Annotated in this window: 20 protein-coding genes and 4 tRNA genes; 6 read left to right on the top strand and 18 right to left on the bottom strand. The window is 65.6% G+C overall.

What is annotated here, in order from left to right; genetic code table 11:
• Positions 1 to 15: 15 nt before the first annotated feature.
• The 14 genes from rpoC to pbN1_RS11400 all read right to left on the bottom strand — a co-directional run bounded on the left by rpoC (position 16) and on the right by pbN1_RS11400 (position 14,190).
• Complete coding sequence (gene rpoC, locus pbN1_RS11465) at positions 16 to 4,245, bottom strand: DNA-directed RNA polymerase subunit beta' (RefSeq protein ID WP_169201691.1); 4,230 nt, start codon at positions 4,243 to 4,245, stop codon at positions 16 to 18.
• Positions 4,246 to 4,287: 42 nt separating this feature from the next.
• A complete protein-coding gene (gene rpoB, locus pbN1_RS11460) occupies positions 4,288 to 8,421 on the bottom strand; it encodes a DNA-directed RNA polymerase subunit beta (protein ID WP_169201692.1) in 4,134 nt (1,377 codons plus the stop codon).
• Positions 8,422 to 8,598: 177 nt separating this feature from the next.
• Positions 8,599 to 8,973, bottom strand: coding sequence for a 50S ribosomal protein L7/L12 (gene rplL, locus pbN1_RS11455; RefSeq protein ID WP_169118082.1), 375 nt, complete (start codon positions 8,971 to 8,973; stop codon positions 8,599 to 8,601).
• Positions 8,974 to 9,012: 39 nt separating this feature from the next.
• Positions 9,013 to 9,513 carry a 50S ribosomal protein L10 gene (rplJ, locus tag pbN1_RS11450; protein ID WP_169118083.1) on the bottom strand — a complete coding sequence of 167 codons (501 nt, stop codon included), beginning with the start codon at positions 9,511 to 9,513 and terminating at the stop codon, positions 9,013 to 9,015.
• A 236-nt stretch (positions 9,514 to 9,749) separates the two neighbouring features.
• Positions 9,750 to 10,448 carry a 50S ribosomal protein L1 gene (gene rplA, locus pbN1_RS11445; RefSeq protein ID WP_169201693.1) on the bottom strand — a complete coding sequence of 233 codons (699 nt, stop codon included), beginning with the start codon at positions 10,446 to 10,448 and terminating at the stop codon, positions 9,750 to 9,752.
• A gap of 2 nt (positions 10,449 to 10,450) precedes the next feature.
• On the bottom strand, positions 10,451 to 10,882 hold the full coding sequence (rplK, locus tag pbN1_RS11440) for a 50S ribosomal protein L11 (protein WP_169201694.1): 432 nt from the start codon (positions 10,880 to 10,882) through the stop codon (positions 10,451 to 10,453).
• 102 nt (positions 10,883 to 10,984) lie between these two features.
• Positions 10,985 to 11,518, bottom strand: a complete 534-nt coding sequence (gene nusG / locus pbN1_RS11435; RefSeq protein ID WP_169201695.1) for a transcription termination/antitermination protein NusG — start codon at positions 11,516 to 11,518, stop codon at positions 10,985 to 10,987.
• Positions 11,519 to 11,520: 2 nt separating this feature from the next.
• A complete protein-coding gene (secE, locus tag pbN1_RS11430; protein WP_011237960.1) occupies positions 11,521 to 11,868 on the bottom strand; it encodes a preprotein translocase subunit SecE in 348 nt (115 codons plus the stop codon).
• Between the two features lie 25 nt (positions 11,869 to 11,893).
• A tRNA-Trp gene (locus pbN1_RS11425) sits at positions 11,894 to 11,969 on the bottom strand.
• Between the two features lie 74 nt (positions 11,970 to 12,043).
• Positions 12,044 to 13,234: an elongation factor Tu gene (gene tuf / locus pbN1_RS11420; protein ID WP_169201689.1), complete on the bottom strand. Its 1,191-nt coding sequence runs from the start codon at positions 13,232 to 13,234 to the stop codon at positions 12,044 to 12,046.
• Between the two features lie 71 nt (positions 13,235 to 13,305).
• Positions 13,306 to 13,380 (bottom strand) — tRNA-Thr (locus pbN1_RS11415).
• Between the two features lie 24 nt (positions 13,381 to 13,404).
• Positions 13,405 to 13,478: transfer RNA gene (locus pbN1_RS11410), tRNA-Gly, on the bottom strand.
• 73 nt (positions 13,479 to 13,551) lie between these two features.
• Positions 13,552 to 13,636 (bottom strand) — tRNA-Tyr (locus pbN1_RS11405).
• Positions 13,637 to 13,710: 74 nt separating this feature from the next.
• Positions 13,711 to 14,190, bottom strand: a complete 480-nt coding sequence (locus tag pbN1_RS11400) for an Lrp/AsnC family transcriptional regulator (protein ID WP_169201696.1) — start codon at positions 14,188 to 14,190, stop codon at positions 13,711 to 13,713.
• A gap of 119 nt (positions 14,191 to 14,309) precedes the next feature.
• Between pbN1_RS11400 and pbN1_RS11395 the strand changes: the two genes are divergently transcribed.
• From pbN1_RS11395 to pbN1_RS11385, 3 genes are all read left to right on the top strand, one after another.
• Positions 14,310 to 15,716 (top strand): FAD-binding oxidoreductase, encoded by a 1,407-nt coding sequence (locus pbN1_RS11395; protein ID WP_169201697.1) that lies wholly within the window; start codon positions 14,310 to 14,312, stop codon positions 15,714 to 15,716.
• 78 nt (positions 15,717 to 15,794) lie between these two features.
• On the top strand, positions 15,795 to 16,550 hold the full coding sequence (locus pbN1_RS11390; RefSeq protein ID WP_169117422.1) for a class I SAM-dependent methyltransferase: 756 nt from the start codon (positions 15,795 to 15,797) through the stop codon (positions 16,548 to 16,550).
• Positions 16,551 to 16,645: 95 nt separating this feature from the next.
• Positions 16,646 to 17,359, top strand: coding sequence for a P-loop NTPase family protein (locus pbN1_RS11385; protein WP_169117421.1), 714 nt, complete (start codon positions 16,646 to 16,648; stop codon positions 17,357 to 17,359).
• 17 nt (positions 17,360 to 17,376) lie between these two features.
• On the opposite strand, the gene pbN1_RS11380 is transcribed toward pbN1_RS11385, so the two are convergent.
• Entirely contained in the window at positions 17,377 to 18,003 is a 627-nt protein-coding gene (locus tag pbN1_RS11380; protein WP_169117420.1) for a response regulator transcription factor, read from the bottom strand.
• Between the two features lie 576 nt (positions 18,004 to 18,579).
• Between pbN1_RS11380 and pbN1_RS11375 the strand changes: the two genes are divergently transcribed.
• The 3 genes from pbN1_RS11375 (at position 18,580) to pbN1_RS11365 (ending at position 21,939) form a co-directional block, all read left to right on the top strand.
• Entirely contained in the window at positions 18,580 to 19,509 is a 930-nt protein-coding gene (locus pbN1_RS11375) for an ABC transporter substrate-binding protein (RefSeq protein WP_169201698.1), read from the top strand.
• Positions 19,506 to 21,437, top strand: a complete 1,932-nt coding sequence (locus pbN1_RS11370) for a hybrid sensor histidine kinase/response regulator (RefSeq protein WP_244856923.1) — start codon at positions 19,506 to 19,508, stop codon at positions 21,435 to 21,437. The genes pbN1_RS11375 and pbN1_RS11370 overlap by 4 nt, the downstream gene beginning before the upstream one ends.
• 64 nt (positions 21,438 to 21,501) lie before the next feature.
• Entirely contained in the window at positions 21,502 to 21,939 is a 438-nt protein-coding gene (locus pbN1_RS11365; protein ID WP_169201699.1) for a PhaM family polyhydroxyalkanoate granule multifunctional regulatory protein, read from the top strand.
• 18 nt (positions 21,940 to 21,957) lie between these two features.
• Here the strand turns inward: pbN1_RS11365 and pbN1_RS11360 are convergent, their stop codons facing one another.
• The 3 genes from pbN1_RS11360 to pbN1_RS11350 all read right to left on the bottom strand — a co-directional run bounded on the left by pbN1_RS11360 (position 21,958) and on the right by pbN1_RS11350 (position 25,357).
• On the bottom strand, positions 21,958 to 22,848 hold the full coding sequence (locus tag pbN1_RS11360) for an AEC family transporter (RefSeq protein WP_210147477.1): 891 nt from the start codon (positions 22,846 to 22,848) through the stop codon (positions 21,958 to 21,960).
• 35 nt (positions 22,849 to 22,883) lie between these two features.
• The gene (locus pbN1_RS11355) at positions 22,884 to 24,050 is read right to left on the bottom strand and encodes a CaiB/BaiF CoA transferase family protein (protein ID WP_169201708.1); all 1,167 of its coding nucleotides are present in this window, start codon (positions 24,048 to 24,050) and stop codon (positions 22,884 to 22,886) included.
• A 74-nt stretch (positions 24,051 to 24,124) separates the two neighbouring features.
• Positions 24,125 to 25,357 (bottom strand): phenylacetate--CoA ligase family protein, encoded by a 1,233-nt coding sequence (locus pbN1_RS11350; RefSeq protein WP_169201776.1) that lies wholly within the window; start codon positions 25,355 to 25,357, stop codon positions 24,125 to 24,127.
• Between the last annotated feature and the right edge of the window lie 41 nt (positions 25,358 to 25,398).

Below are 25,398 nucleotides of genomic sequence, written 5' to 3'. Positions count from 1 at the left end.
AAATATGGTTCTGCGTCAACCGGCCTGCACGCCCTGCGAGACGTCGGTCGGCACCTCCGGCGGTACTTCCTGCATTTCCGCCCATGCGTGCTCGGGGCCCAGGTCCTCCCCTGCGTTCTGCGCCTTGCGGTTGCGGTGATATGCCATGCCGGTACCCGCCGGAATCAGGCGGCCGACGATGACGTTTTCCTTCAGTCCGCGCAGATCGTCGCGTTTGCCCATGATTGCCGCTTCGGTCAGAACACGCGTCGTTTCCTGGAAGGATGCCGCCGAGATGAACGAATCGGTGGACAGCGACGCCTTCGTGATACCCAGCAGGACATTCTGGTACTGTGCCGGCAGCTTGCCCTCGGCCTCGATGCGGTCGTTCTCGTCGAGCACTTCGGAACGCTCGACCTGCTCCTCGCGAATGAAGCGCGAGTTGCCCGCGTCGTTGATGACCACGCGGCGCAGCATCTGGCGAACGATCACTTCGATGTGCTTGTCGTTGATCTTCACACCCTGCAGGCGATAGACGTCCTGCACCTCGTCGATGATGTAGCGCGCCAGCGCCTCGATTCCCTGCAGACGCAGGATGTCGTGCGGGTCGGCCGGTCCATCGACGATCAGCTCACCCTTGTTGACGACCTGCCCGTCATGGACCATGACGTGCTTGTCCTTTGGGATCAGGAATTCGTGCGCCGTCCCGTCGGCTTCGGTAATGACGAGACGCTGCTTGCCCTTGGTGTCCTTGCCGAACGACACCGTGCCGGTGTATTCCGCCAGCACGCCAGCGTCCTTCGGCGGGCGCGCCTCGAAGAGCTCCGCCACGCGCGGCAGACCACCGGTGATGTCGCGGGTCTTTGCCGATTCCTGCGGAATCCGCGCGAGCACGTCGCCGACGCTCGCTTCCTGGCCGTCCTTGACGGTGATCAGCGAGCCGACCTGGAAGGTGATCGCCACCGAATGGTCGGTGCCGGCGATCTTGACTTCCTCGCCCCGCTCGTCGAGCAGCTTGACCTGCGGACGCACACCCTTCGACGACGCGCCGCTCGTGCGCCGCTTGCCGTCGATGACGACCAGTGTCGACAAACCGGTCACTTCGTCGATCTGCTTCGCGACGGTCGCGCCCTCTTCGACATTCTCGAACTTCACCGTACCGGAATATTCGGTGACGATCGGGCGGGTGTGCGGGTCCCACGTCGCCAGCAGCACCCCGGCCTTGACCGGCGCGCCGTCGTCGACCAGCAGCGTCGCGCCGTACGGCAGCTTGTGGCGCTCGCGCTCGCGGCCCATGTCATCGGCGACGACAATCTCGGCCGAGCGCGCAATGATGACTTTCTCACCCTTCGCATTCGAGACGTAACGCATGTTGCCGGCGAAGCGCACCGTACCGGCGGACTTCGACTCGACGCCGCTCGCGGCGGCAGCCCGCGACGCCGCGCCGCCGACGTGGAACGTCCGCATCGTCAGCTGCGTGCCCGGCTCACCGATCGACTGGGCGGCGATGACACCGACCGCTTCGCCGACGTTCACCTGCGAGCCGCGGCCGAGATCACGACCGTAGCACTTGCCGCACAGGCCGTAGCGGGTTTCGCACGTCAATGCAGTACGCACCTTGACTTCGTCGATACCCAGGCTCTCGATCAGGTCCACCGCATCCTCGTCGAGCAGCGAGCCGGCCTCGATGACCGTTTCCTGCGACTCCGGGTTCACGACATCCTCGGCACAAACGCGGCCGAGGATCCGGTCGCGCAGCGGCTCGATGACCTCGCCACCCTCGATCAGCGCCTTCATCACGAAGCCGTCGCGCGTGCCGCAATCGTCCTCGGTGACGACCAGATCCTGCGTCACGTCGACGAGGCGGCGCGTCAGGTAACCCGAGTTCGCGGTCTTCAGCGCGGTATCGGCCAGACCCTTACGCGCACCGTGCGTCGAGATGAAGTACTGCAGGACGTTCAGACCTTCGCGGAAGTTCGTCGTGATCGGCGTCTCGATGATCGAACCATCCGGCTTCGCCATCAGGCCGCGCATGCCGGCGAGCTGGCGGATCTGCGCTGCGGAACCGCGCGCGCCCGAGTCCGCCATCATGTAGATCGAGTTGAAGGACTCCTGTTTCACCGTGTCGCCGTGGCGATTGACGACGTCTTCCTGGCCGAGCTGGTCCATCATCGCCTTCGCGACCTGGTCGCCGGCGCGACCCCAGATATCGACGACCTTGTTGTAGCGTTCGCCGTCGGTCACGAGACCGGATGTGTATTGCCGCGCGATTTCCTTCACTTCCTGCTCGGCGGCATGGATCAGCACGTCCTTCTGCTTCGGCACGAGCATGTCCTTGACCGCGATCGAGATGCCAGCGCGCGTTGCCAGACGGAAGCCGAACTGCATCAGCCGGTCGGCGAACACGACCGTTTCCTTCAGACCGCAGCGACGGAACGAAGCGTTGATCAGCTTCGAGATTTCCTTCTTCTTCATCGGCTTGTCGAGCACGCTGAACGGCAGTCCCGGCGGCAGGATCTCGGACAGCATCGCGCGACCGGCGGTGGTGTTGTAGCGCGTGATCTTGTCGCGCCGCTCGCCGTCGGCCGACACTTCGACTTCCTTCAGGCGCACCGACACGCGGGCGTGCAGTGACAGCTGCTTCGACTCGTACGCGCGCTTGAGCTCGCCGACGTCGGAGAACGCCATGCCTTCGCCAGCAACGTTCACGCCTTCGCGCGTCGCGTAGTACAGACCCAGCACGATGTCCTGCGACGGCACGATGATCGGCTCGCCGTTCGCCGGCGACAGCACGTTATTCGACGCCAGCATCAGCGTGCGTGCTTCCATCTGCGCTTCGAGCGACAGCGGCACGTGGACGGCCATCTGGTCGCCGTCGAAGTCGGCGTTGAACGCGACGCAGACGAGCGGATGCAGCTGGATCGCCTTGCCTTCGATCAGCACCGGCTCGAAGGCTTGGATACCGAGGCGGTGCAGCGTCGGCGCGCGGTTCAGCATCACCGGATGTTCGCGGATGACTTCTTCCAGGATGTCCCAGACGACGGGTTCCTGGCTCTCGACCATCTTCTTCGCCTGCTTGATCGTCGTCGCCAACCCCATCAGTTCGAGCTTGTTGAAGATGAACGGCTTGAAGAGCTCGAGCGCCATCAGCTTCGGCAGGCCGCACTGGTGAAGCTTGAGCTGCGGGCCGACGACAATGACCGAACGGCCCGAGTAGTCGACGCGCTTGCCGAGCAGGTTCTGGCGGAAGCGGCCGCCCTTGCCCTTGATCATGTCGGCGAGCGACTTCAGCGGACGCTTGTTCGCGCCGGTCATCGCCTTGCCGCGACGGCCGTTGTCCAGGAGCGAATCCACCGACTCCTGCAGCATGCGCTTTTCGTTGCGCACGATGATCTCGGGCGCCTTCAGCTCGAGCAGACGCTTGAGGCGGTTGTTGCGGTTGATAACGCGGCGGTAGAGGTCGTTGAGGTCCGACGTCGCGAAGCGGCCGCCGTCGAGCGGCACCAGCGGACGCAGGTCCGGCGGCAGCACCGGCAGCACTTCGAGGATCATCCACTCGGGCTTGATGCCCGACTGCATGAACGCCTCGAGCACTTTCAGGCGCTTCGAGAACTTCTTGATCTTCGCTTCGGAGCCGGTCGTCTCGAGGTCGCCGCGCAGCTTCTCGATCTCGAGCTTGACGTCGAGCGTGCGCAGCAGACCGCGGATGCCCTCGGCGCCCATCAGCGCATCGAAGTCGTCACCGTACTCTTCGACCTTCGCGAGGTAGTCGTCCTCGGTCAGCAGCTGGCCGCGGTTGAGCGGCGTCATGCCCGGTTCAACGACGACGAAGGCTTCGAAGTACAGCACGCGCTCGATGTCGCGCAGCGTCATGTCGAGCACCATGCCGAGACGGCTCGGCAAGCTCTTCAGGAACCAGATGTGCGCGGTCGGGCTTGCGAGTTCGATGTGCGCCATGCGCTCGCGGCGCACCTTCGACAGCGTCACCTCGACGCCGCACTTCTCGCAGATCACGCCACGGTGCTTGAGGCGCTTGTACTTGCCGCACAGGCACTCATAGTCCTTGACCGGGCCGAAGATCTTCGCGCAGAACAGGCCGTCGCGTTCGGGCTTGAACGTGCGGTAGTTGATCGTCTCGGGTTTCTTGACTTCGCCGTACGACCACGAGCGGATTTTGTCCGGCGACGCGAGGCCGATCGTGATCGCGTCGAACTGGTCTTCGTTCGGCAGGGTTTGTTTGAACAGGTCAGCGAGCAGGCTTTTCATAAATCACTCCATCGAGGCATGCGTTTTGGGCATAGCCCCGGTTCAGATGCTGTCCAGATCGATGTCGATCGCGAGCGAGCGGATTTCCTTCACCAGCACGTTGAAGGACTCGGGCATGCCCGCATCGATCTTGTGTTCGCCCTTGACGATGCTTTCGTACACCTTCGTCCGGCCGGTGACGTCGTCGGATTTCACCGTCAGCATTTCCTGCAGCGTGTAGGCCGCGCCGTACGCTTCAAGCGCCCACACTTCCATTTCCCCGAACCGCTGGCCGCCGAACTGCGCCTTGCCGCCGAGCGGCTGCTGTGTGACGAGTGAGTACGGGCCGGTCGAGCGGGCGTGCATCTTGTCATCGACGAGGTGATGCAGCTTCAGCACGTGCTTGTAGCCGACGGTCACCTGGCGGTCGAACGCTTCGCCGGTGCGCCCGTCATACAGCGTCACCTGTCCGCCGGGAGCGAGGCCGGCCAGTTCGAACATCGCTTCGATCTCTTCTTCCTTCGCGCCGTCGAACACCGGCGTCGCGAACGGCACGCCCTTCGTGAGGTTCGACGCCAGCTCGATGATCTCGTCGTCCTTCAGCGACCCCATGTCCTCCGGGCGGCCGTTGTCGTTGTAGATGTGCTCGAGCAGCTCGCGCACCTCCGCGGCGGCCGCGTTCGCCCGCAGCATCGCGCCGATCTTGTTGCCGAGCGCCTTCGCCGCCCAGCCCAGGTGGGTTTCGAGGATCTGGCCGATGTTCATCCGCGACGGCACGCCGAGCGGGTTGAGCACGATGTCGACCGGCGTGCCGTCCGCCATGTGCGGCATGTCCTCGACCGGTACGATCCGCGACACCACGCCCTTGTTCCCGTGGCGACCGGCCATCTTGTCGCCGGGCTGCAGGCGGCGCTTCACCGCCAGATAGACCTTGACCATCTTCTGCACGCCCGGCGGCAGTTCGTCGCCCTGCGTGAGCTTCTTCTTCTTGATCTCGAAAGCCTGGTCGAAGTCCTTGCGCGTCTTTTCCAGACCCTCGCGGATCGCTTCGAGCTGGCCGGCGAGTTCCTCGTCGGCCATGCGGATGTCGAACCAGTGGTAGAACTCGAGCGAATCGAGATATTCGCCGGTGATCGCGGTCCCCTTGGCGAGCTTCTTCGGCCCGCCGTTGGCTTTCTGGCCGACGATCAGGCGGCGGATCCGCGCGAACGCGTCACGTTCGACGATGCGCATCTGATCGGCGAGGTCGGTCTTGAAGCTGCGCAGCATGTCGTCGATGATGCTCTGCGCGCGCTTGTCGCGCTCGATCCCTTCACGCGTGAACACCTGCACGTCGATGACCGTGCCGTTCATGCCGGACGACACGCGCAGCGACGTGTCCTTCACGTCCGAGGCCTTCTCGCCGAAGATCGCGCGCAGCAGCTTTTCTTCCGGCGTCAGCTGAGTCTCGCCCTTCGGCGTGACCTTGCCGACGAGCACGTCGCCGGCGTCGACTTCAGCGCCGATATAGACGATGCCGGACTCGTCCAGACGGGAGAGCTGCGCTTCGCCGAGCGACGCGATGTCGCGGGTGATCTCCTCGGGTCCGAGCTTGGTGTCACGGGCGACGACCGTCAGTTCCTCGATGTGGATCGACGTGAAGCGGTCTTCGGCGACGACGCGCTCCGAGATCAGGATCGAGTCCTCGAAGTTGTAGCCGTTCCACGGCATGAACGCGACCAGCATGTTCTGGCCGAGCGCGAGTTCGCCGAGATCGGTCGACGCGCCGTCGGCGATGACGTCGCCCTTGCCGATATGATCGCCGACCTTGACCACCGGACGCTGGTTGATGTTCGTGTTCTGGTTCGAGCGCGTGTACTTGATCATGTTGTAGATGTCGACGCCGACTTCGCCCGCGAGGGTTTCGTCGTCGTTGACCCGCACCACGATCCGGTTCGCATCGACATAGTCGACGATGCCGCCGCGCATCGCCTGCACCGCGGTGCCGGAGTCGACCGCGACGGTGCGCTCGATGCCGGTGCCGACGAGCGGCTTCTCGGGTCGCAGGCAGGGCACGGCCTGCCGCTGCATGTTCGCGCCCATCAGCGCGCGGTTCGCGTCGTCGTGCTCGAGGAACGGGATCAGGGACGCGGCGACCGACACGATCTGGCCCGGCGCAACGTCCATGTACTGCACCTGATCGGCCGTCGACAGCGCGAACTCACCTTTGTGGCGGCACGACACGAGGTCGCCTTCCAGCATGCCGTCGGCGCCGATCTCGGCGTTCGCCTGCGCGATCACGTACTGGCCTTCCTCGATCGCCGACAGGAAGTCGATCTGGTCGGTGACCTTGCTATCGACGACCTTGCGGTACGGCGTCTCGAGAAAACCGTGGCGGTTCGTCTGCGCATAGACGGCGAGCGAGTTGATCAGGCCGATGTTCGGACCTTCCGGCGTCTCGATCGGGCACACCCGGCCGTAGTGGGTCGGATGCACGTCGCGGACTTCGAAGCCGGCGCGCTCGCGTGTCAGGCCGCCCGGGCCAAGGGCCGAGACGCGACGCTTGTGCGTGATCTCGGACAACGGGTTGGTCTGGTCCATGAACTGCGACAGCTGGCTCGAGCCGAAGAACTCCTTGATCGCCGCCGAAATCGGCTTGGCGTTGATCAGGTCGTGCGGCATCAGGTTGTCGGACTCGGCCTGGCTCAACCGCTCCTTGACCGCCCGCTCGACGCGCACCAGACCGGCACGGAACTGGTTTTCCGCGAGTTCACCGACGGACCGCACGCGGCGGTTGCCGAGGTGGTCGATGTCGTCGATCTCGCCACGGCCGTTGCGCAGTTCGACGAGCACGCCGATGACGGCGAGAATATCTTCGTTCGACAGCGTCGCCGGCCCTTCCTCGCCACGCGAACCGACGGTCTCGTAGAAGCGCTTCAGCCAGCCCGGCGCCTTGTCCTCGATCTTCTCGGGATAGGCGCGGCGGTTGAACTTCATGCGGCCCACGGACGACAGGTCGTAGCGTTCCTCGGAATAGAACAGGCCCTGGAACAGGGCTTCGACGGCGTCTTCCGTCGGCGGTTCGCCCGGGCGCATCATGCGGTAGATCGCGACGCGCGCCGCCCACTGGTCGGCAGTCTCGTCGATGCGCAGCGTCTGGGAGATGTACGCCCCGCGGTCGAGATCGTTGACGTAGAGCGTTTCGATGTCCTTGACGCCCGCGTCGCGCAGCTTGTCGAGCAAGTCTTCGGTGATCTCGTCGTTCGCCCGCGCGACGATCTCGCCGGTTTCCGCGTCGACGATATTACGCGCGATGATGCGGCCGAGCAGGAACTCGTCGGGAACGGAAATCATCTTCACGCCCGCCTGGTCGAGCTCGCGGATGTGCTTGGCGGTGATGCGCTTGTCGCGCGCTACAATCACGTTGCCCGCGCCGTCGGTGATGTCGAACTTCGCCACATCGCCGCGCAGGCGATCGGGCACCAGTTCGAACGCCGCCTCGTTGCCCTTGAGGTGGAACGCGTCGAAGTCATGGAAAGTCGCGAGGATTTCCTCCGGCCCCATGCCGATCGCGCGCAGCAGGATCGTCGCCGGCATCTTGCGGCGGCGGTCGACGCGGAAGTACAGCGCATCCTTCGGATCGAACTCGAAATCGAGCCACGAACCGCGATACGGGATGATGCGCGCCGAAAACAGCAGCTTGCCCGACGAATGCGTCTTGCCGCGGTCGTGCTCGAAAAACACGCCGGGCGAGCGGTGCAGCTGCGAGACGATGACGCGCTCGGTCCCGTTGATGACGAACGACCCGGTGGTGGTCATGAGCGGGATCTCGCCCATGTACACTTCCTGCTCCTTGACTTCCTTGACCGTCTCCTTCGGCGCATCGCGATCGAGAATCACCAGCCGCACGCGCGCGCGCAACGGCGACGCAAAAGTCAGCCCGCGCTGCTGGCACTCCTTGACGTCGAAAGCAGGTTCGCCGAGCATGTACTGCACGAATTCCAGTCGCGCGTTGCCGCTGTGACTGGAAATCGGAAAGATCGACGTGAACGCGGCCTGCAGGCCATGGTTCAGGCGTGACGGCGGAGGCGTATCGGCCTGCAGGAAAGAGGCGAACGATTCGATCTGGGTTGCGAGCAGGAAAGGTACGTTCAACACTGCCGCGCGTTTGGCGAAGCTCTTGCGGATACGTTTCTTTTCGGTGTAGGAATACGCCATGGATGCTCCGGGTAGAGGTCGGACGTCAAAGAGACAGAACGCAGCGCCCCGTTGGGTGCGGGCCGGGCGGGAGGCGAGTAGACACCTGCGCTCGCACTGGGTTCTGGCTTCTTGGCGTTACAAAGCACGAAAGGGCCGGCGCTCCGGAGAGCGCCAGCCCTGAAAAACAAACAGGTATTACTTGATCTCGACCTTGGCGCCGGCGTCTTCCAGCTGCTTCTTGATCGCTTCGGCGTCGGCCTTCGAGATGCCTTCCTTGACGGCCTTCGGCGCGCCGTCGACCAGGTCCTTCGCTTCCTTCAGGCCCAGGCCGGTGGCGGCACGGACAACCTTGATCGCCTCGACCTTCTTCTCACCCGCGGCAAGCAGGATCACGTCGAACTCGGTCTTTTCCTCGACCACGGCAGCGGCAGCGCCGGCACCCGGAGCGGCCACGGCCATCGAGGCGGCGGAAACGCCGAATTTCTCTTCGAACGCCTTGACCAGATCGTTCAGTTCCATCACCGTCATCGAGCCAACGGCTTCGAGGATGTCTTCTTTGCTGATTGCCATTTCAAAACACTCCTAAATCGAAAACTATTCGGAAAACGCTCAGGCGGCCACTTCTTCCTCGCGTTTCTTCGCGAGGGCAGCCAGCGTGCAAGCGAAACCGGTCACCGGCGCCTGCATCACGCCCAACAGCCTGGCGAGCAACTCTTCGCGACCCGGGATTGACGCGAGCGCCTGCACGCCGGCCTTGTCGAGCGTATTGCCCGCATAGGAACCGGCTTTCAGCACCAGCTTGTCGTTACCCTTCGCAAAGTCGTTGAGCACCTTGGCTGCAGCGACCGGATCTTCCGAGATACCGTAGATCAGCGGACCGACCAGCTGGTCCGACAGCCCGGCAAACGGCGTTTCGGCGATCGCGCGGCGCACCAGGGTGTTTTTCAACACACGCAGGTAAACGCCAGATTCGCGGGCCTTGGCACGCAGCCCGGTGAGATCGCCCACCGCTATGCCGCGATACTCGGCCACCGCGATGGTCTGTGCGTTGGCCACTTGTGCCGACACCTCTGCCACTACGGCTTTCTTGTCATCGAGATTGAGACCCACAGGCCTTTCCTCCTTTCAAGTCCACACGCGAACCGCAAAACTGCGATTCGCACCCACGGCGACCTGGATCAGGAGCGCGGCTGAAGAATCAGCCAGAATCCTGTTCTGGGCACACCGTCTGCGCAGGCCATTGTTGAATGCTTAAGCGGTCACCGGAGTGACCACACCTGCGGTCTTTGACGATTCGTCCCGGCACCGTGGCGCCGGGACGACCCAAAGTTCTAGTTCCAGCCTCGTCAGGCGGCGTTGATACTCGACGGCTCGACGCGAACGCCCGAACCCATCGTGCTCGACAGCGCGACTCGACGCAGATAGATACCTTTCGACGCGGCCGGTTTGGCCTTCACGAGCGCATCGATCAGCGCGCCGAGGTTCTGCTGCAGGGCCTCGGCGCTGAACGACGCACGGCCGATCGTCGCGTGGATGATGCCGCCCTTGTCGGTGCGGTACTGCACCTGACCGGCCTTCGCATTCTTCACCGCGGTCGTCACGTCCATCGTCACGGTACCGACCTTCGGGTTCGGCATCAGCCCGCGGGGGCCGAGAATCTGGCCCAACTGGCCGACGACGCGCATCGCGTCCGGCGTGGCGATGCACAAATCGAAATCGATGTTGCCGGCCTTGACCTGCTCGGCGAGATCTTCGAAACCGACCACGTCGGCCCCGGCTGCACGCGCCGCTTCGGCCTTGTCGCCCTGCGCGAAGACCGCAACGCGGACGCTCTTGCCGGTACCGGCGGGCAGCACGACGGAACCGCGAACCAGCTGGTCCGACTTGCGCGCATCGATGCCGAGATTCACGGCGATGTCGATCGACTCGTCGAACTTGGCCGTCGCGCATTCCTTGACCAGCGCCAGCGCTTCGGTCACGGGATAGCTGCGGTTGCGATCAACTTTGGTACGCAGCGCCTGAACGCGCTTGGAAAGCTTCGCCATGATTACAGCCCCTCCACGGTGATGCCCATGCTGCGGGCGGAACCGGCGATGGTGCGCACCGCGGCTTCCATGTCGGCAGCAGTCAGGTCGGCCATCTTGGCCTTGGCGATTTCCTCGACCTGGGCACGCGTGATCGAACCGACCTTGTCGGTGTGCGGCTTCGGCGAACCCTTCGCGATCTTCGCAGCCTTCTTGATCAGGATCGTCGCCGGCGGCGTCTTCATGATGAAGGTGAAGCTCTTGTCCGCGAACGCCGTGATCACCACCGGAATCGGCAGACCGGGCTCGAGACCCTGGGTCCGGGCGTTGAACGCCTTGCAGAATTCCATGATGTTCAGGCCGCGCTGACCGAGTGCGGGACCGATCGGGGGGCTGGGGTTGGCTTTACCAGCTGGCACCTGCAGCTTGATATAGCCGGTGATTTTCTTCGCCATTGCGGCTAGCTCCTGTCTTGAGTACAAACGCACCAGCCGCGGCCGGTGCTCCTCGCTACGCCCGGTTCATCGGGCACGCCCGGGCCCGGAGGCCCGCCTGCGTCAGGTCTTTTCGACCTGACTGAAATCCAGCTCCACGGGGGTCGCACGTCCGAAAATCGTCACGGACACCCGCAGCTTGCTCTTGTCGTAATTGACGTCTTCCACCGCACCGTGGAAGTCGGTGAACGGGCCTTCCTTGACGCGCACGACTTCGCCCAGCTCCCACAGCACTTTCGGGCGCGGCTTCTCCACGCCCTCCTGCATCTGCTGCATGATTTTCTCGACTTCCTTTTCAGAAATCGGGGAGGGCTTGTTTGCCGTACCGCCGACGAAGCCGGTGACCTTCGGCGTCGACTTCACGAGGTGCCAGCTCTCGTCGTTCATTTCCATCTCGACGAGAACGTAGCCGGGGAAGAATTTCCGCTCGGAAATACTCTTCTGGCCGCTCTTCATTTCGACGACTTCTTCGACCGGCACCAGAATCTGGCCGAAAAGATCCTGCATCCCGGAACGATTGATCCGATCCACCAAGGCGCGTTGGACAGACTTCTCGAAGCCCGAATAGGCATGTACCACGTACCAGCGCTTCGTCATGATTACTTCCACCCCAGGATCAGGTCGTACAGCACCCATTCCAGACTCTTATCCGTGACCCACAAAAAAACCGCCATCACGACAACGAAGGCGAACACCAGACCCGTGGTCTGCACCGTTTCCTTGCGCGACGGCCAGACGACCTTCTTCGTTTCGGTGATCGACTCGCGCGCGAACGCGACGAAACGCCGCCCAGGCTCCGACTGCCAGGCGACCGCCACCCCGGCGGCGACACCGGCAAGAACCGACAGCACGCGGAGAACCAGCGCCTGCTCGGAAAGCAGGTAAAAGCCGACCACACCGGCCGCAATCAGCGCGAGAGCCAGCGCAACCTTCAACTTATCGGCCATCGAAATATGAATACCCGGAAAGGAGTGGCAGGGGCAGAGGGAATCGAACCCCCAACCTTCGGTTTTGGAGACCGACGCTCTGCCAATTGAGCTATGCCCCTGCAGCAGAGACTACGAGGCGTCTCTCTTCCGAGACGCCTGCCGATCAAGCAATCGCTATGAGGACACTACGCAATTACTCGATGATCTTGGCGACGACACCGGCGCCGACGGTACGACCGCCTTCGCGGATCGCGAAACGCAGACCTTCTTCCATCGCGATCGGCGCCATCAGCTTGACGGTGATCGAGACGTTGTCGCCCGGCATGACCATCTCGGTGCCTTCGGGCAGCTCGATCGAACCGGTCACATCGGTCGTGCGGAAGTAGAACTGCGGACGATAGTTATTGAAGAACGGCGTGTGGCGACCGCCTTCTTCCTTCGACAGCACGTACACTTCACCGGTGAAGTGGGTGTGCGGCTTGATCGAACCGGGCTTGCACAGCACCTGGCCGCGCTCGACGTCTTCGCGCTTGGTGCCGCGCAGCAGCACGCCGACGTTGTCGCCCGCCTGGCCCTGGTCGAGCAGCTTGCGGAACATCTCGACGCCGGTGCAGGTGGTCTTGACGGTCGGCTTGATGCCGACGATCTCGACTTCCTCGCCGACCTTGACGATGCCGCGCTCGACGCGCCCCGTGACGACGGTGCCGCGGCCCGAGATCGAGAACACATCTTCGATCGGCAGCAGGAACGGGCGGTCGATCGCGCGCTCCGGCGTCGGGATGTAGCTGTCGAGCGCGTCGGCCAGACGCATGATGGCGGGCTCGCCGATGTCGCTCTGGTCGCCTTCGAGCGCCTTGAGCGCCGAGCCCTTGATGATCGGCACGTCGTCGCCCGGAAAATCGTACTTCGACAGCAGCTCGCGCACTTCCATCTCGACGAGCTCGAGCAGCTCCTCGTCGTCGACCATGTCGCACTTGTTCAGGAACACGATGATGTACGGCACGCCGACCTGACGGGCAAGCAGGATGTGCTCGCGCGTCTGCGGCATCGGGCCGTCCGCGGCCGAGCACACCAGGATCGCGCCGTCCATCTGCGCCGCACCGGTGATCATGTTCTTGACGTAGTCGGCGTGACCCGGGCAGTCGACGTGCGCGTAGTGACGGTTGGCGGTCTCGTACTCGACGTGAGCGGTGTTGATCGTGATGCCGCGCGCCTTCTCTTCGGGCGCCGCGTCGATCTGGTCGTAGGCCTTCGCCTCGCCGCCGAACTTCTTCGACAGGATCGTCGTGATTGCCGCCGTCAGGGTGGTCTTGCCGTGGTCGACGTGACCGATCGTCCCGACGTTTACGTGCGGTTTCGTCCGCTCAAACTTGCCTTTCGCCATGCCGCCACCTCATATTCAGAATCAGAAAAACCGGACCGATCGACCGCTACGCCAGACCAGCAGAAAAGCTGTGGTGCCCATGACGTGGATTGAACACGTGGCCTCTCCCTTACCAAGGGAGTGCTCTACCACTGAGCTACATGGGCTCCGAAACAACCAACCGCCGAACCTGGAGCGGGTGAAGGGAATCGAACCCTCGTCATAAGCTTGGAAGGCTTCTGCTCTACCATTGAGCTACACCCGCATACAACGCAGACGAACCGCATTACACCCGATGCCAGTCATCAGACCGAACTGAAGCCGGCAACAAAACTTGCTGGTGGAGGGGGAAGGATTCGAACCTTCGAAGGCAGTGCCGTCAGATTTACAGTCTGATCCCTTTGACCGCTCGGGAACCCCTCCAAGCGAAGCGCTGGACTATAGAGGGTCAAAACGCCCCTGTCAAATCTTTTTTCGAGAATTCCTCGAGGATTCGTTCAACGTGCGACCTGCGCGAGCGGCATCTCGGTCGTGTCCTTGATCGACTGGAGGACGAACGAGGATTTCACGTTCGCGATACCGTCGAGCTTGAGCAGGCGATCCATGAGGAAACGCGAAAAATGCTCCAGATCCTCGGCGACGACGTGCAGCAGGTAGTCCATCTCGCCGGTCAGCGCGAAGCACGACAGCACTTCGGGCGCTGATTGCACCGCGGCGTGAAACGCATGCATCGGCGTGTCGCGCCGCTTCTCGAGGGTCACCGTGACGAAGGCCTGCAGGCCCAGCCCGAGGCGCCGCGGGTCGAGCAGCGCGGCGTAGCCACGGATCACTCCCGACTGCTCGAGCTGGCGCACGCGCCGCAGGCACGGCGACGGCGACAGCGCAACCTGTTGCGCCAGGTCCGCGTTGGAAAGGCGGCCGTCGCGCTGCAACAGCTCGAGAATGCGCAGGTCGGTCCGGTCGATCGATTCGTTCATGAACTGCTCCGCGCCGCGTGCCGGCTGAAATGGAGCGGATGATCGCGCAGATTGGACGGATCCGTCACGAGAGTAATAATTGCGTACGGCACGAGCCGCCCGATCACAAGGAGACCTGCATGAATCTGCCCCACGTCCCGGCGCGCCGGCCATTGCCCCCCGCATTCGCGGACGAACTCGGCGCCCGCTTCGGTGCACGCTTTTCGACCACCGAAGCGGTTCGCGCGCATCACGGCCACGACGAATCGCATTTCCCGGACATGCTGCCCGATGCCGTCGTCTGGCCCCACGACACCGCCGAAGTCGTCGCGATCGTCGAAGCCTGCTGCAGGCACCGCGTGCCGATCGTGCCGTTCGGCGCCGGCAGTTCGCTCGAAGGACACATCCTGCCGCTCCATGGCGGCATCAGCGTCGACTTCTCCGAAATGAACAAGGTGCTCGCGGTTCATGGCGAAGACATGGACGCAGTCGTGCAGCCGGGGATCACGCGCAAGCAGCTCAACACTGCGCTGCACGGCAGCGGGCTCTTCTTTCCGGTCGATCCGGGGGCGGATGCGAGCCTCGGCGGAATGGCCGCGACCCGCGCTTCAGGAACCAACGCGGTACGCTACGGGACGATGCGCGACAATGTGCTCGGCATGGAGGTGGTGCTTGCCGACGGCCGCGTCATACGCACCGGCGGACGCGCGCGAAAATCCTCATCCGGCTACGACCTGACGCGCCTGATGATCGGCTCCGAAGGCACGCTCGGACTGATCACCGAACTGATCGTGCGGCTGCATCCGCTGCCCGAAGCGGTGTCGGCGGCGGTCTGCGCGTTCCCGGACGTCGCCAGCGCGGTGCGCACCGTGATCCAGACGATCCAGCTCGGCGTACCGGTCGCACGCATCGAACTGCTCGACGAACTCACGGTGCAGGCGATCAACCGCTACAGCAAGACGACGCTGCGCGAGTCGCCGATGCTGTTCTTCGAGTTCCACGGATCAAAGGCGAGCGTCGAGGAGCAGGCGCAGACGGTCCAGGAAATCGCCCGCGACAACAGCGGCCAGGACTTCGAATGGGCGACGCATCCGGAGGACCGCACGCGCCTGTGGGCAGCGCGCCACGACGTCTATTTCTCGTGCATCGCGCTGCGCCCGGGCTGCCGCGGACTGACGACCGACGTATGCGTGCCGATCTCGCGGCTCGCCGACTGCATTGCCGGTGCGCGCGAGGATATTGCCGCGAGCGGGCTGATCGCGCCGATCGTCGGCCACGTCGGGGACGGCAACTTTCATACCGTCGTCCTCGTCGACCCGGACGACGGCGCGGAGATCCAGCGCGCCGAGGCGCTCAACCGCAGGATCGTCGAGCGCGCGCTGGCGATGGGCGGCACCTGCACCGGCGAGCACGGCATCGGCTTCGGCAAGCAGGATTTCCTCGTCGCCGAGCATGGCCGCGACGCGGTCGATGCGATGCGCGCCCTCAAGCGGGCGCTCGACCCGGACGGCCTGCTGAATCCGGGGAAAATCGTGCCTGCGGGATAAAGCCTCCATGGCTCATGCAAAGTGATCGTGCCGGGCCAACCGGTTATCATCGGCGGCTCCCGCCCGAGCCGACGATTCATGCCTCCTGCCCTCAAGGCCCTGTTTGCCCAGCTCGCCGGCTGCATCGTCGCCGCCACCCTTGTCCGCAGCGCCCCGCTGGGCGCGGGCATCTGGCCGCTCGTGGCCGTCCAGGCGATCAGCGCCGCGGCAACCGGGACGGTTCTTCGCAGCGCCCGGTGGTGGCTGCCGATCCATCTCGGCTTCGTCCCGCTGCTGGTGCTCGCCGGGCGGCTCGACGCCGATCCGGGCTGGTATCTCGCGGCATTCGGGTTGCTGCTCGCGGTGTATTGGACGAGCTTCCGCACCCAGGTCCCGCTGTATCCGACGAACCGGGCAACGGTCGCCGCGGTCGCCGACCTGCTGCCGCCCGGCCGGCGCTCACGGCTGCTCGACCTCGGCAGCGGCACCGGGTCGCTGCTTTGCCCCCTCGCGCGGTTGCGCCCGGACTGCCGCTTCAGGGGCATCGAGGCTGCACCCGGCCCCTGGTTGCTGAGCCGCCTGCGGGCGCGGGACCAACTCAATCTGCGCTTCGAGCGCGGGGATTTCTTTGCCCGCTCATGGTCTGATTTTGATGTGGTCTACGCCTTTTTGTCGCCGGTGCCGATGGCCAAGGTGTGGGCCAAGGCGCGCGAGGAACTCCGCACCGGCCTGCTGATCAGCAATAGTTTCCCGGTGCCCGGAGAGGCCCCGGAGCGGATTGTCCAGGTACCGGACGCACGCGCGACCGTCCTCTACATCTACCGCTTCGGATCGACCGCGCTCCAGACGGAATAGCGGCCGATTCCCCGTCCTTTTTCCCCGCTCGGCAGCCGAAACGAGCCCCGATAATGGCAGGGTGCCAAAAGGGGCCGCGAACGAGGAACACCGCAATGGCTGAAATCATCTGCGTCATCGGCAACAAGGGCGGAACCGGCAAGACGACGCTTTCCCACATGCTTTCGCAAGGACTGGGCTTGCTCGGGCATCGTTCGGCGTGCGTGCTGACCGACACCACGCGCGAGCCCCTGAGCCCGGAAGGGCGGCGCTACATCACCGCCGACGCCCGCACGCGTGACGCGCTGACCAAAGTCGTGGACAAGCTGCGCACCCTCGACGAATGGATCGGCATCATCGACGGCGGCGGCAACCGCACCGAGATGGATCGCCAGTTGTACGCGCTATCGGACATCGTGCTGCTGCCGTTCCGCGAGTCCCATGAAGACATTCGCACCGTGCTGCGCGATCTCGAAATGTTCCCGCGCGCCTACGCGGTGCCGGCCCAGTGGCCGACAAACGCCTGGCAGCGCGATGCCGCAGACCGCAGCGTGTCGCAGCTGATGGGAGCGTATCGCGAGCGGATCCTGAATCCCGTCTGCGCCCTTTCCGCGTCGAAGCTGCTGGTGCACAAGAAAGTGCCGGAACAATTGCCGACCCCGCTGGCCAATGCCTGCCGCTCACTCGCTCGCCAGGTGCTCGAGATCATGGAGATCGACTGCGCAGAACCGGCCGAAGCCGTGTGCGGCGACACGGACCAGCTTGGCGGCCGGCTCTCGCCCGCCGAGATGCCGATGCGCCTGAGCCAGGCGAGCCGCCGCTCGTACTGAAGGATCGATGGCGCAGGCTACAGCCGCGGCCCGTAGCGGGCGATCACGATCAGCGCCTGCGCCCGGCTGCTGACGTTCAATGCGCGGAAGATCGCCGACATATGCACCTTGACGGTCCCTTCCGACAATCCGAGCAGATCGGCGATCTCGCGATTGGATTTTCCTTGCGCCAGCAATTCCATGACCCGCGTCTGCCCGGCAGTGAGCCCGAAACGCTCGCTGGCCGACGCGCCGGAGCGCTTTCCTGCGCCCTCGGGCTCACTGGGCGCATAGATGCCGCCTTCGAGCACGCATCTGACTGCACTTCTCAGCACTTCGCCCGAACTCGCCTTCGACACGAAGCCCGAAGCTCCGCCTTTCATCGCGCGACGGATCGTCACCGAATCGTCAAGCGCCGACACGACGATCGCCGGCACGTCGGGAAAACGCCGCGCGAGCACTGCAAGCAAACCAAAACCGTTGAGGTCGGGCAGCATCAGGTCGATCACCGCGAGATCCCAGTCCGCGGTCTCCTCGAGTCTGGCAAGCGCCTCTTCCGAGCCTTTCGCCTCGACGCATTCCACGTCTTCCCCGAGTCGGGCGAGAGTCTGCGCCAGCGCCTCGCGCACGAGCGCATGGTCTTCGACGATGAGTATTCGGGTCACTGCGTGCTCCGGAGGAGGCGGCGATAGGCGGAAAGCATAGCACGCGCAAATGTAACGAAACGTTTTGCACCCCCCGACCCGGGACGGCCATGGGCAGCAGCGCTCCGGGAGGCGGAAACACCGGATTACGGCACGACCGCCCGTGATGACGTTACAGCGCCAGCGGTGGAAACCGCGACGGCGGGCCCCATCCCTCCAGGGTCGATGCATGGCGCCGTGCGCCGAGGCATGCTATGACGAATCCGCAGACATCCATCGCGAGCGATTCCTCATGCATAAGATGCACCCTTCGACGACGAAATGTGCTCGCCCCCCCGTCCGCAACAAAAAACCGGCACGCATGCCCCATGAGGAAGGCACGAGAGGATTTTTCGGGCACCATCTCGCCCCGCTTCCGCTCTCCGTCCGGACGCAAGCGTCGAGGCCGGCGTCTGCATCCGGAACCCGGGACCGGCCCGCGCGCCCGTCCGGGGGCGCGTTGCGACAGCGCCGCCGTCAGGGCGGCCCGGCAGCCCGTTACTTTAACCACTCGGCCGTGCCCAGGGGGCGTGCCTGAATTTCGACCCGATACCGATCATGCCCCGCGGCCCCCGCGTTTTCCTTGCCACCCTGCTTTTCCTCGCCGCCACCCTCGGCCGGGGAGAAGCCGTCGCGGCTGCGGGCGTGCTGTTCGTAAGCAGCGAACGCAGCGGAGCATACGAAGAGACGATCGCGGCGATCAGCACAGCGCTTGCTCCGGGCGTCGCCGCTGCCGACATCGCGGTCGTGGAGACGCAACAGGTGACCCCGGGCGCGCTCGCCGGCAGCCGGATCATTGTCACAGTCGGGGCCGAAGCGGCGCAGGCGGTGGCCGAACAGGCGCCGCGCCAGCCGGTGCTGCACACGCTGTTGCCTCGCGAGAGCTTCGAGAACCTGCCTGCCCCGCCGGGAGCCGGCCGACGCTCCGCGGTGTTCCTCGACCAGCCGGTGCAGCGGCAGATCGCGCTGCTTGTCGAGGCCCTTCCCGAGTGGCGCCAGCTCGCGCTGCTCGTCGGTCCCCGCAGCCAGCCTCTCGCCGCCCGGTTAGCGGCTGCTGCGCGCGAGCAGCAGATGGTGGTGACGATCGAGAACATTGCCACCGACCGCGAAATCTATCCGGCGCTGGAGCGTCTGCTGGCCGAGCGTGCGATCCTGCTTGCGCTGCCCGATCGCGTCGTGTTCAACAGCTACACGATCCAGAACATTTTGCTCACGAGCTACCGCCACCGCTCGCCGCTGATCGGCTTTTCGCCCGCCTACGTTCGCGCGGGCGCGCTGCTCGGCCTGTTTTCGACACCGGCGCAAATCAGCGAACAGGCCGCGGAGGCGATCCGTGCAGTGCTCGCCGGCGGAGCGCTGCCGCCGCCACAGGCGCCGCGGCAGTTCGAGGTCCGCATCAACCAGAACGTCGCGCGCTCGCTGGGCATCACGCTCGAACCGGCGGAGGACATCGCCGCGCGGATGATCCGCAGGGACGCCAGGCCATGATCAGGAACTGGGGCATCCGGTCGCGCGTGATGCTGGTCGCAGTGCTGCCGACGCTCGTGCTGGCGATCGTGCTCACCGCGTTCTACACCGGCTCGCGGGTCACCGATCACCGCGAAGCCCACCTCGCCCGGGGCCAGGCGTTTGCGCGGCAGCTCGCGGCAGCGAGCGAATATGCCGTGTTCTCCGGCAACCGGGAATCGCTGCGGCGCCTTGCCGGGGCGATGCTCGCGGAGACCGACGTCCTTGGCGTGATGATCAGCGACCGCAACGGCGACGCGCTCGCGCAAAGCGGACGGCTCGATGCGACGCTGCCGTTGCCGCCGCGCGCGGTGTGGACGCCGGGCCTCGTCACCGCGAGCGAGACGCTGCGGGTCATCGAGCCGGTACTGCCGACGTCGCTCGATCTCGACGACGGTTTCGACGAAGCGGCCCTCGACACGCTGTCCGGCGCCGGGACTCCGCCGGTGCTGGGCACGGTCGTCGTCGACATCTCGCGCGCGCAGCTCAACGCGCGGCAGAATGAATTGTTGATCACCGGGAGCGCGGCGATCCTCATGGTGCTGATCGGCAGCCTCGTGCTCGCGCACTACATGAGCCGCGGCGTCACCGGGCCGATCCGGCGCGTCGCGTCGGCGGTCGAACGCATCGGGCGGGGCCAGTTTTCCGCGCGGCTGTCCGGCATCGGCGGCGGCACCCTGCGCACGCTCGCCGAAGGCGTCAACCAGATGGCGGCAAAGCTCGCGAGTGCGCACGACGACATGAGCCGCCAGATCGCGGACGCCACGGCGGAGCTGCGGGCCCGCAAGGACGAAGCCGAACGCGCGACCCTGTCGAAGTCACGCTTCCTCGCCGCCGCCAGTCACGATCTGCGCCAACCGATGCATGCGCTGGGCCTGTTCATCGCCGAGCTGTCGCAACACACGCACGCGCCGGCGTCGCGCCGCCTCGTCGAGCGCATCGCGGCCTCTGCCGAAGCGATGGAGAACCTGCTCGACAGCCTGCTCGACATCTCGAAACTCGACGCCGGCGTGCTGGAGCCGCACATCAGCATCTTTCCGCTGCAACCGGTCCTCGACCGCATCGCCATCGAGCAGCGTCCGCGCGCGGACACGCAGGACCTGCTGCTCAGGACCCGGCCGACGCCGCTGTGGGTCGAGAGCGACCCGGTGCTGTTCGAGCGCATCATCGGCAACCTCGTCAGCAACGCGGTGCGCTATACGCGCAAGGGCCGCATCCTGATCGCGTGCCGGCGGCGCGGCGAGCGGGTGCGGATCGAAGTGCGCGACAACGGCGTCGGCATCGCCGCCGAGGCGCAGGAAATCATCTTCCAGGAGTTCATCCAGCTCGACAATCCGGCGCGCTCGCGCGACAAGGGGCTTGGGCTCGGGCTCGCGATCGTGCGGCGCCTCACCGACCTGCTCGGTCATCGCCTCGCGGTCCGCTCCCGTCCGGGCAGGGGATCGGTGTTCGCGATCGAAGTGCCGGCCGCGCAGCCGGTCGAATACGCCGAGCCCGGCGAGACCCGCAGGCAGCCCGGAGACCTGCTCGGCGTACGCGTGGCGCTCGTCGATGACGATCCGCTCGCGCAAGCGGGCATGCGCAGCCTGCTGACGTCCTGGGGGTGCGAAGTCAGCGCGGGCAGCGACATCGAAAGCGTGCTGGCGGCACTCGCGCGATCCGGCCACGAACCGCAGCTGGTCATCAGTGATTACCGCCTGCACGGCACCTCGAACGGCATCGATGCGATCCGCATGGCGCGCACACGATACGGCGAAAGCCTCCCGGCAACGTTGATCAGCGGCGACACCGGCCCCGAGACCCTGCGCCAGGCGCAGAGCGAAGGCCTGGCGCTGCTCCACAAGCCGGTCCGTCCGGCGCGCCTGCGGGCGCTGCTCAACCGCCTGTCCGACCCGGAGCGGGACTTCTGACGCCGCGCGGCCCGCACGGAGTAGGGTAAGATCGGTGCTTGTCGATCCGTCGCAGGAGACTCCCGTGTCGAAAGAAACGTCATCCAAGGATCCCCTCGAGTTCGTGCGCGGCATGTGGAGCAGCATGGGGTTTTCGCTGCCCGGGATGGTCACGCCAACGCTCGACGTCGATGAACTCGACAAGCGGATCGCCGACATGAAGGCGGTCGAAAACTGGCTCAAGATGAACCTGAACATGCTGCAGATGACGATCCAGGGGCTGGAGATGCAGCGCGTCGCGATCGCCACCGTGCAGGCCATGACCCAGCATGCGCGCGAGGCCACGGAAAATCCCGCACAGCAGGGGGACAACCCGTTTGCCGCTGCGGCGATGTGGCCATGGAATCTGATGGGCGGCTCGCCGCCTGCAGCCGGCGAGCCGCCCCCGGCGCCTGACCAGAAGCAGGCCGAACCGAAGCCTTCCGGCGCCGCGGCGGCCAAGTCGACGACGCAGCCGAAGTAAGCAGCCGGCACCGACGAACTAGAGCAGCTGCAGCCAGAACGTCAGCGACGCGACCGCGAGCAGCGTCGTCACGGAGATCAGCCATGCCACGCCCGGCCCATCCCCGCCCATCCGCATCGCGAGGATGTACGCCGAACTCGCCGACGGCAGCGCGGCAAACATCACCAGCGTGTCGAACGCGATGCCGGCGAGCCCGAACTGGCGCCCGAGCGCCCACGCGAGCGCCGGCAGCAGCATCAGTTTCACGCTGACCAGCCATGCCGAGCCGGCCCACCGCCCGCCCGCCTCGCCCCAGCGCAGGGCCGACCCAACCGCGAGCAGGCCGAGCGCGACGGCCGCATCGCCAAGGCGCTTGAGGAAGAACTGAAATGGCTCGGCGAGCGCCACGCCGGACAGGTTGACCGCCAGGCCGGCGAGGGTCGCGAGCACCAGCGGATTGCGCATCAGCTCGCGCAACAGGCCGCCCTGGCCGTGTCGGGCGAGCATGCCGACCGCCATGATGTTCGCGAACGGCACCATCGCGCCGCACAGTGCGCCCATCATCGCCACGCCCGCCGCGCCGTGGAGCTTCCCCGCGACGGCGATGCCGATATAGGTATTGAAGCGATACGCACACTGCAGCCGCGACGCGAAGCCGATCGCGTCCAGGCCCATCAGCGGGCGCCCGAGCCAGCCGAGGACGAAACCCGCGACCATCACGCCCAGCCCGGCGAGAAACAGCGGCAGCGCCTTGCCGGGATCGAGGTCTGCGCCCGCCATCGCGTTGAAGAGCAGCGCCGGGAACAGGATGAAATAGACAAGTCTCTCGACGCCCGCCCAGAACGCCCCGTCAGGGACGAGGCGCCGGCGCAGGCCCGCGCCGAGGAGAATCAGCGAGAAATCGGGCAGGAGCAGGAGCAGGCTTTGCATGCCCCGAGCTTACCCGATCGGCACGGCGGGCCGCGTCAGATCACCGCATCGGCACGCAGTCGCGCAATCTGCGCCGCATCGAGCCCGAGTCCCGCAAGGATTTCGTCGCCATTCCCGCCCGCCTCCGGCGCTGGCGTCGCCGCCCCCGGCTCGAACTCCGACAGGCGGACCGGCGGCGCGAACTGGCGCACGCCGCCGACTTCGACGACCATGCCGCGCGCGGCGATGTGTGCGTTCGCCAGGCTCTCCTCGAGTCGCAGCACCGGCGTCACGCAGCAATCGACGGCGTCGAAGATCGCCACCCATTCGGCCTGTGTGCGGCCGCGAAAGATCGCCGCGATCTCATTGCGCGCACGCGTCCCGTCCGCACCGGTCGCCAGGTGGGCGGCCTTCAGATCGGGCCGGCCGAGCGTGTCGCACACCAGCAGCCAGAATTTCTCCTCGAGCGCGCCGACCGCCATGTGGCGTCCGTCGGCGGTCTCATACACGCCGTAGCACGGCACGCCGCCCGTCAGCAGGTCCTTGCCGCGCGGGCGCACGCCGCCATGCGCGAGCACCTCGACGAGCGGAAAGATTGCATGCGCGAGCGCCGCGTCGGTCATCGCGACGTCCACATGGCGACCACGCCCGGTCGCCTTCGCATCGATGACCGCAACGAGCAGACCGAGCAGCGCGGACAGGCTGCCGCCGAGCAGGTCGCCGATCTGCAGGTTGGGGATCGCTGGCGGCCCTCCAGCCACGCCGATCTGGTCGAGCACGCCGGAATAGCCGAGATAGTTGATGTCATGGCCGGCGCGCTGCGCGTACGGGCCGGTCTGGCCGTAGCCGGAGATGCTGCAGTAGACGATCGCCGGTTTTGCCTCGGCGAGCGTATCGTAGCCGAGGCCGAGCTTGTCCATGACGCCGGGGCGGAAGCCTTCGACGACGACGTCGGCGGTTGCAACGAGGCGCAGGAACAGCGCGCGTCCCGCCTGGTTCTTGAGGTCGAGGCGCAGGCTCTTCTTGCCGCGATTGACGACCTGGTAGAAATAGCTCGTCGCGCCGTTCATCGCACCCATCGTGCGCGCGTAGTCGCCGGCGCCGGTGTCTTCGATCTTGATGACTTCGGCGCCGTAATCGGCCAGGTGCTGGGTCGCGAGCGGGCCGGGCAGAAGGCGTGTGAGATCGAGGACGCGCAGGCCGTGCAGGGGTTTCGGTCGCATGCTTTGCGGATTACCGGAAAGGGATCGGAGGCGTCATTCTAGCCGGCCGCGGCGCGCGTCCCGCACCATGACGCTCACTCATACGTGCGCACGTCGTCGATGACCTTGCCGTCGTTGGCCAGGCTGCCGGGCGCGCAGAAGCTCACTTCGCCGCGCAGCTTTGTCAGCTCGCGGATGCTCGCCGCGAGCGCCGCGTCGAGGCCCGCTTGGGCCTGCTCGACCTCGCAATGCAGGATCATGCGGTCGGTCAGATCCGGGTTGTCGACGACGAGGCGCGCGCGCCTGACTTCGGGATGGCGCCGCACGACGTCGGCGATCTGGCCCGGATGCACGAACATGCCCTTCACTTTGGTCGTCTGGTCGGCGCGCCCCATCCAACCCCGGATCCGCACGTTTGTGCGTCCGCATGGCGACGTCCCCGGCCACAGCGCGGAGAGGTCGCCGGTGCCGAAACGGATCAGCGGATAGTCCGGGTTGAAGGTCGTGACGACGACTTCACCGACTTCGCCGGGGGCGACCGGGTCGCCGGTACCGGGGCGGACGATCTCGAGCACGACGTCCTCGTCGACGACCATGCCGTCGCGCGCCGGCGTCTCGTATGCGATCAGCCCGACGTCGGCCGTCGCGTAGGCCTGGAATGCCGGAATGCCGCGCGCCGCGAACGCCTCACGCAGGCTCGGCGGAAAGGCCTCGCCGGAGACGAGAGCTTTCGTGAAACTGTGGGCGACGCCGAGTTCATCGGCGCGCTCGAGGATGATGCGCAGGAAAGACGGCGTGCCGACATACGCGTTCGGCCGCAAATCCGCGAGCGCCGCCACCTGCTGCTCGGTCTGACCGGTGCCGGCCGGGAACACCGTGCAGCCGAGCGCGTGCGCGGCGGTTTCCATCATCGAGCCGGCCGGCGTGAAATGGTACGAGAACGTGTTGTGCACGAGGTCGCCTTCACCGAAACCGGCTGCGAACAACGCCCGCGCGATGCGGTAATAGTCGGGCCGCGCGCCCTCCGGCTCGTACAGCGGACCGGGCGACGCGAACACGCGGCGGCAGCCGGCGCCCCAGCGCGTCGTCGCGAAGCCGCCGAACGGGCGCGCCGCCTTCTGGCGTTCGAGTAGTTCGGACTTGCGGGTCACCGGCAGCTTCGCGAGCGCTTCGCGGCTCGTCACCGCGTCCGCGTTGACCCCGTCGAGCAGCTTCGCGAAAGCCGGCGCATTTGCCTTCGCATGGGCGAGCTGCGCCGGCAGGCGAGCGAACAGCTCGCGTTCGCGCGCGGCGGGATCACGGGTTTCTCGGGCGTCGTAGAAGTTCATCATTAAGTCCTTGGTACGGAAAGACGACCGGATCAGGCGCG

Source organism: Aromatoleum bremense (assembly GCF_017894365.1).
Classification (GTDB): Bacteria; Pseudomonadota; Gammaproteobacteria; order Burkholderiales; family Rhodocyclaceae; genus Aromatoleum; species Aromatoleum bremense.
This window is presented reverse-complemented; position numbering and strand designations above follow the sequence as displayed.

Excerpts from the sequence above, each read along its gene's own strand:
- rplA (WP_169201693.1), bottom strand. The coding sequence starts at position 10,448 with ATGGCGAAGCTTTCCAAGCGCGTTCAGGCGCTGCGTACCAAAGTTGAT.
- nusG (WP_169201695.1), bottom strand. The coding sequence starts at position 11,518 with ATGACGAAGCGCTGGTACGTGGTACATGCCTATTCGGGCTTCGAGAAG.
- pbN1_RS11385 (WP_169117421.1), top strand. The coding sequence starts at position 16,646 with ATGGCTGAAATCATCTGCGTCATCGGCAACAAGGGCGGAACCGGCAAG.
- pbN1_RS11400 (WP_169201696.1), bottom strand. The coding sequence starts at position 14,190 with ATGAACGAATCGATCGACCGGACCGACCTGCGCATTCTCGAGCTGTTG.
- pbN1_RS11395 (WP_169201697.1), top strand. The coding sequence starts at position 14,310 with ATGAATCTGCCCCACGTCCCGGCGCGCCGGCCATTGCCCCCCGCATTC.
- rpoC (WP_169201691.1), bottom strand. The coding sequence starts at position 4,245 with ATGAAAAGCCTGCTCGCTGACCTGTTCAAACAAACCCTGCCGAACGAA.
- pbN1_RS11350 (WP_169201776.1), bottom strand. The coding sequence starts at position 25,357 with ATGAACTTCTACGACGCCCGAGAAACCCGTGATCCCGCCGCGCGCGAA.
- pbN1_RS11360 (WP_210147477.1), bottom strand. The coding sequence starts at position 22,848 with ATGCAAAGCCTGCTCCTGCTCCTGCCCGATTTCTCGCTGATTCTCCTC.
- pbN1_RS11375 (WP_169201698.1), top strand. The coding sequence starts at position 18,580 with ATGCCCCGCGGCCCCCGCGTTTTCCTTGCCACCCTGCTTTTCCTCGCC.
- pbN1_RS11390 (WP_169117422.1), top strand. The coding sequence starts at position 15,795 with ATGCCTCCTGCCCTCAAGGCCCTGTTTGCCCAGCTCGCCGGCTGCATC.
- secE (WP_011237960.1), bottom strand. The coding sequence starts at position 11,868 with ATGGCCGATAAGTTGAAGGTTGCGCTGGCTCTCGCGCTGATTGCGGCC.
- pbN1_RS11355 (WP_169201708.1), bottom strand. The coding sequence starts at position 24,050 with ATGCGACCGAAACCCCTGCACGGCCTGCGCGTCCTCGATCTCACACGC.
- rplK (WP_169201694.1), bottom strand. The coding sequence starts at position 10,882 with ATGGCGAAGAAAATCACCGGCTATATCAAGCTGCAGGTGCCAGCTGGT.
- rpoB (WP_169201692.1), bottom strand. The coding sequence starts at position 8,421 with ATGGCGTATTCCTACACCGAAAAGAAACGTATCCGCAAGAGCTTCGCC.
- pbN1_RS11370 (WP_244856923.1), top strand. The coding sequence starts at position 19,506 with ATGATCAGGAACTGGGGCATCCGGTCGCGCGTGATGCTGGTCGCAGTG.
- rplL (WP_169118082.1), bottom strand. The coding sequence starts at position 8,973 with ATGGCAATCAGCAAAGAAGACATCCTCGAAGCCGTTGGCTCGATGACG.
- tuf (WP_169201689.1), bottom strand. The coding sequence starts at position 13,234 with ATGGCGAAAGGCAAGTTTGAGCGGACGAAACCGCACGTAAACGTCGGG.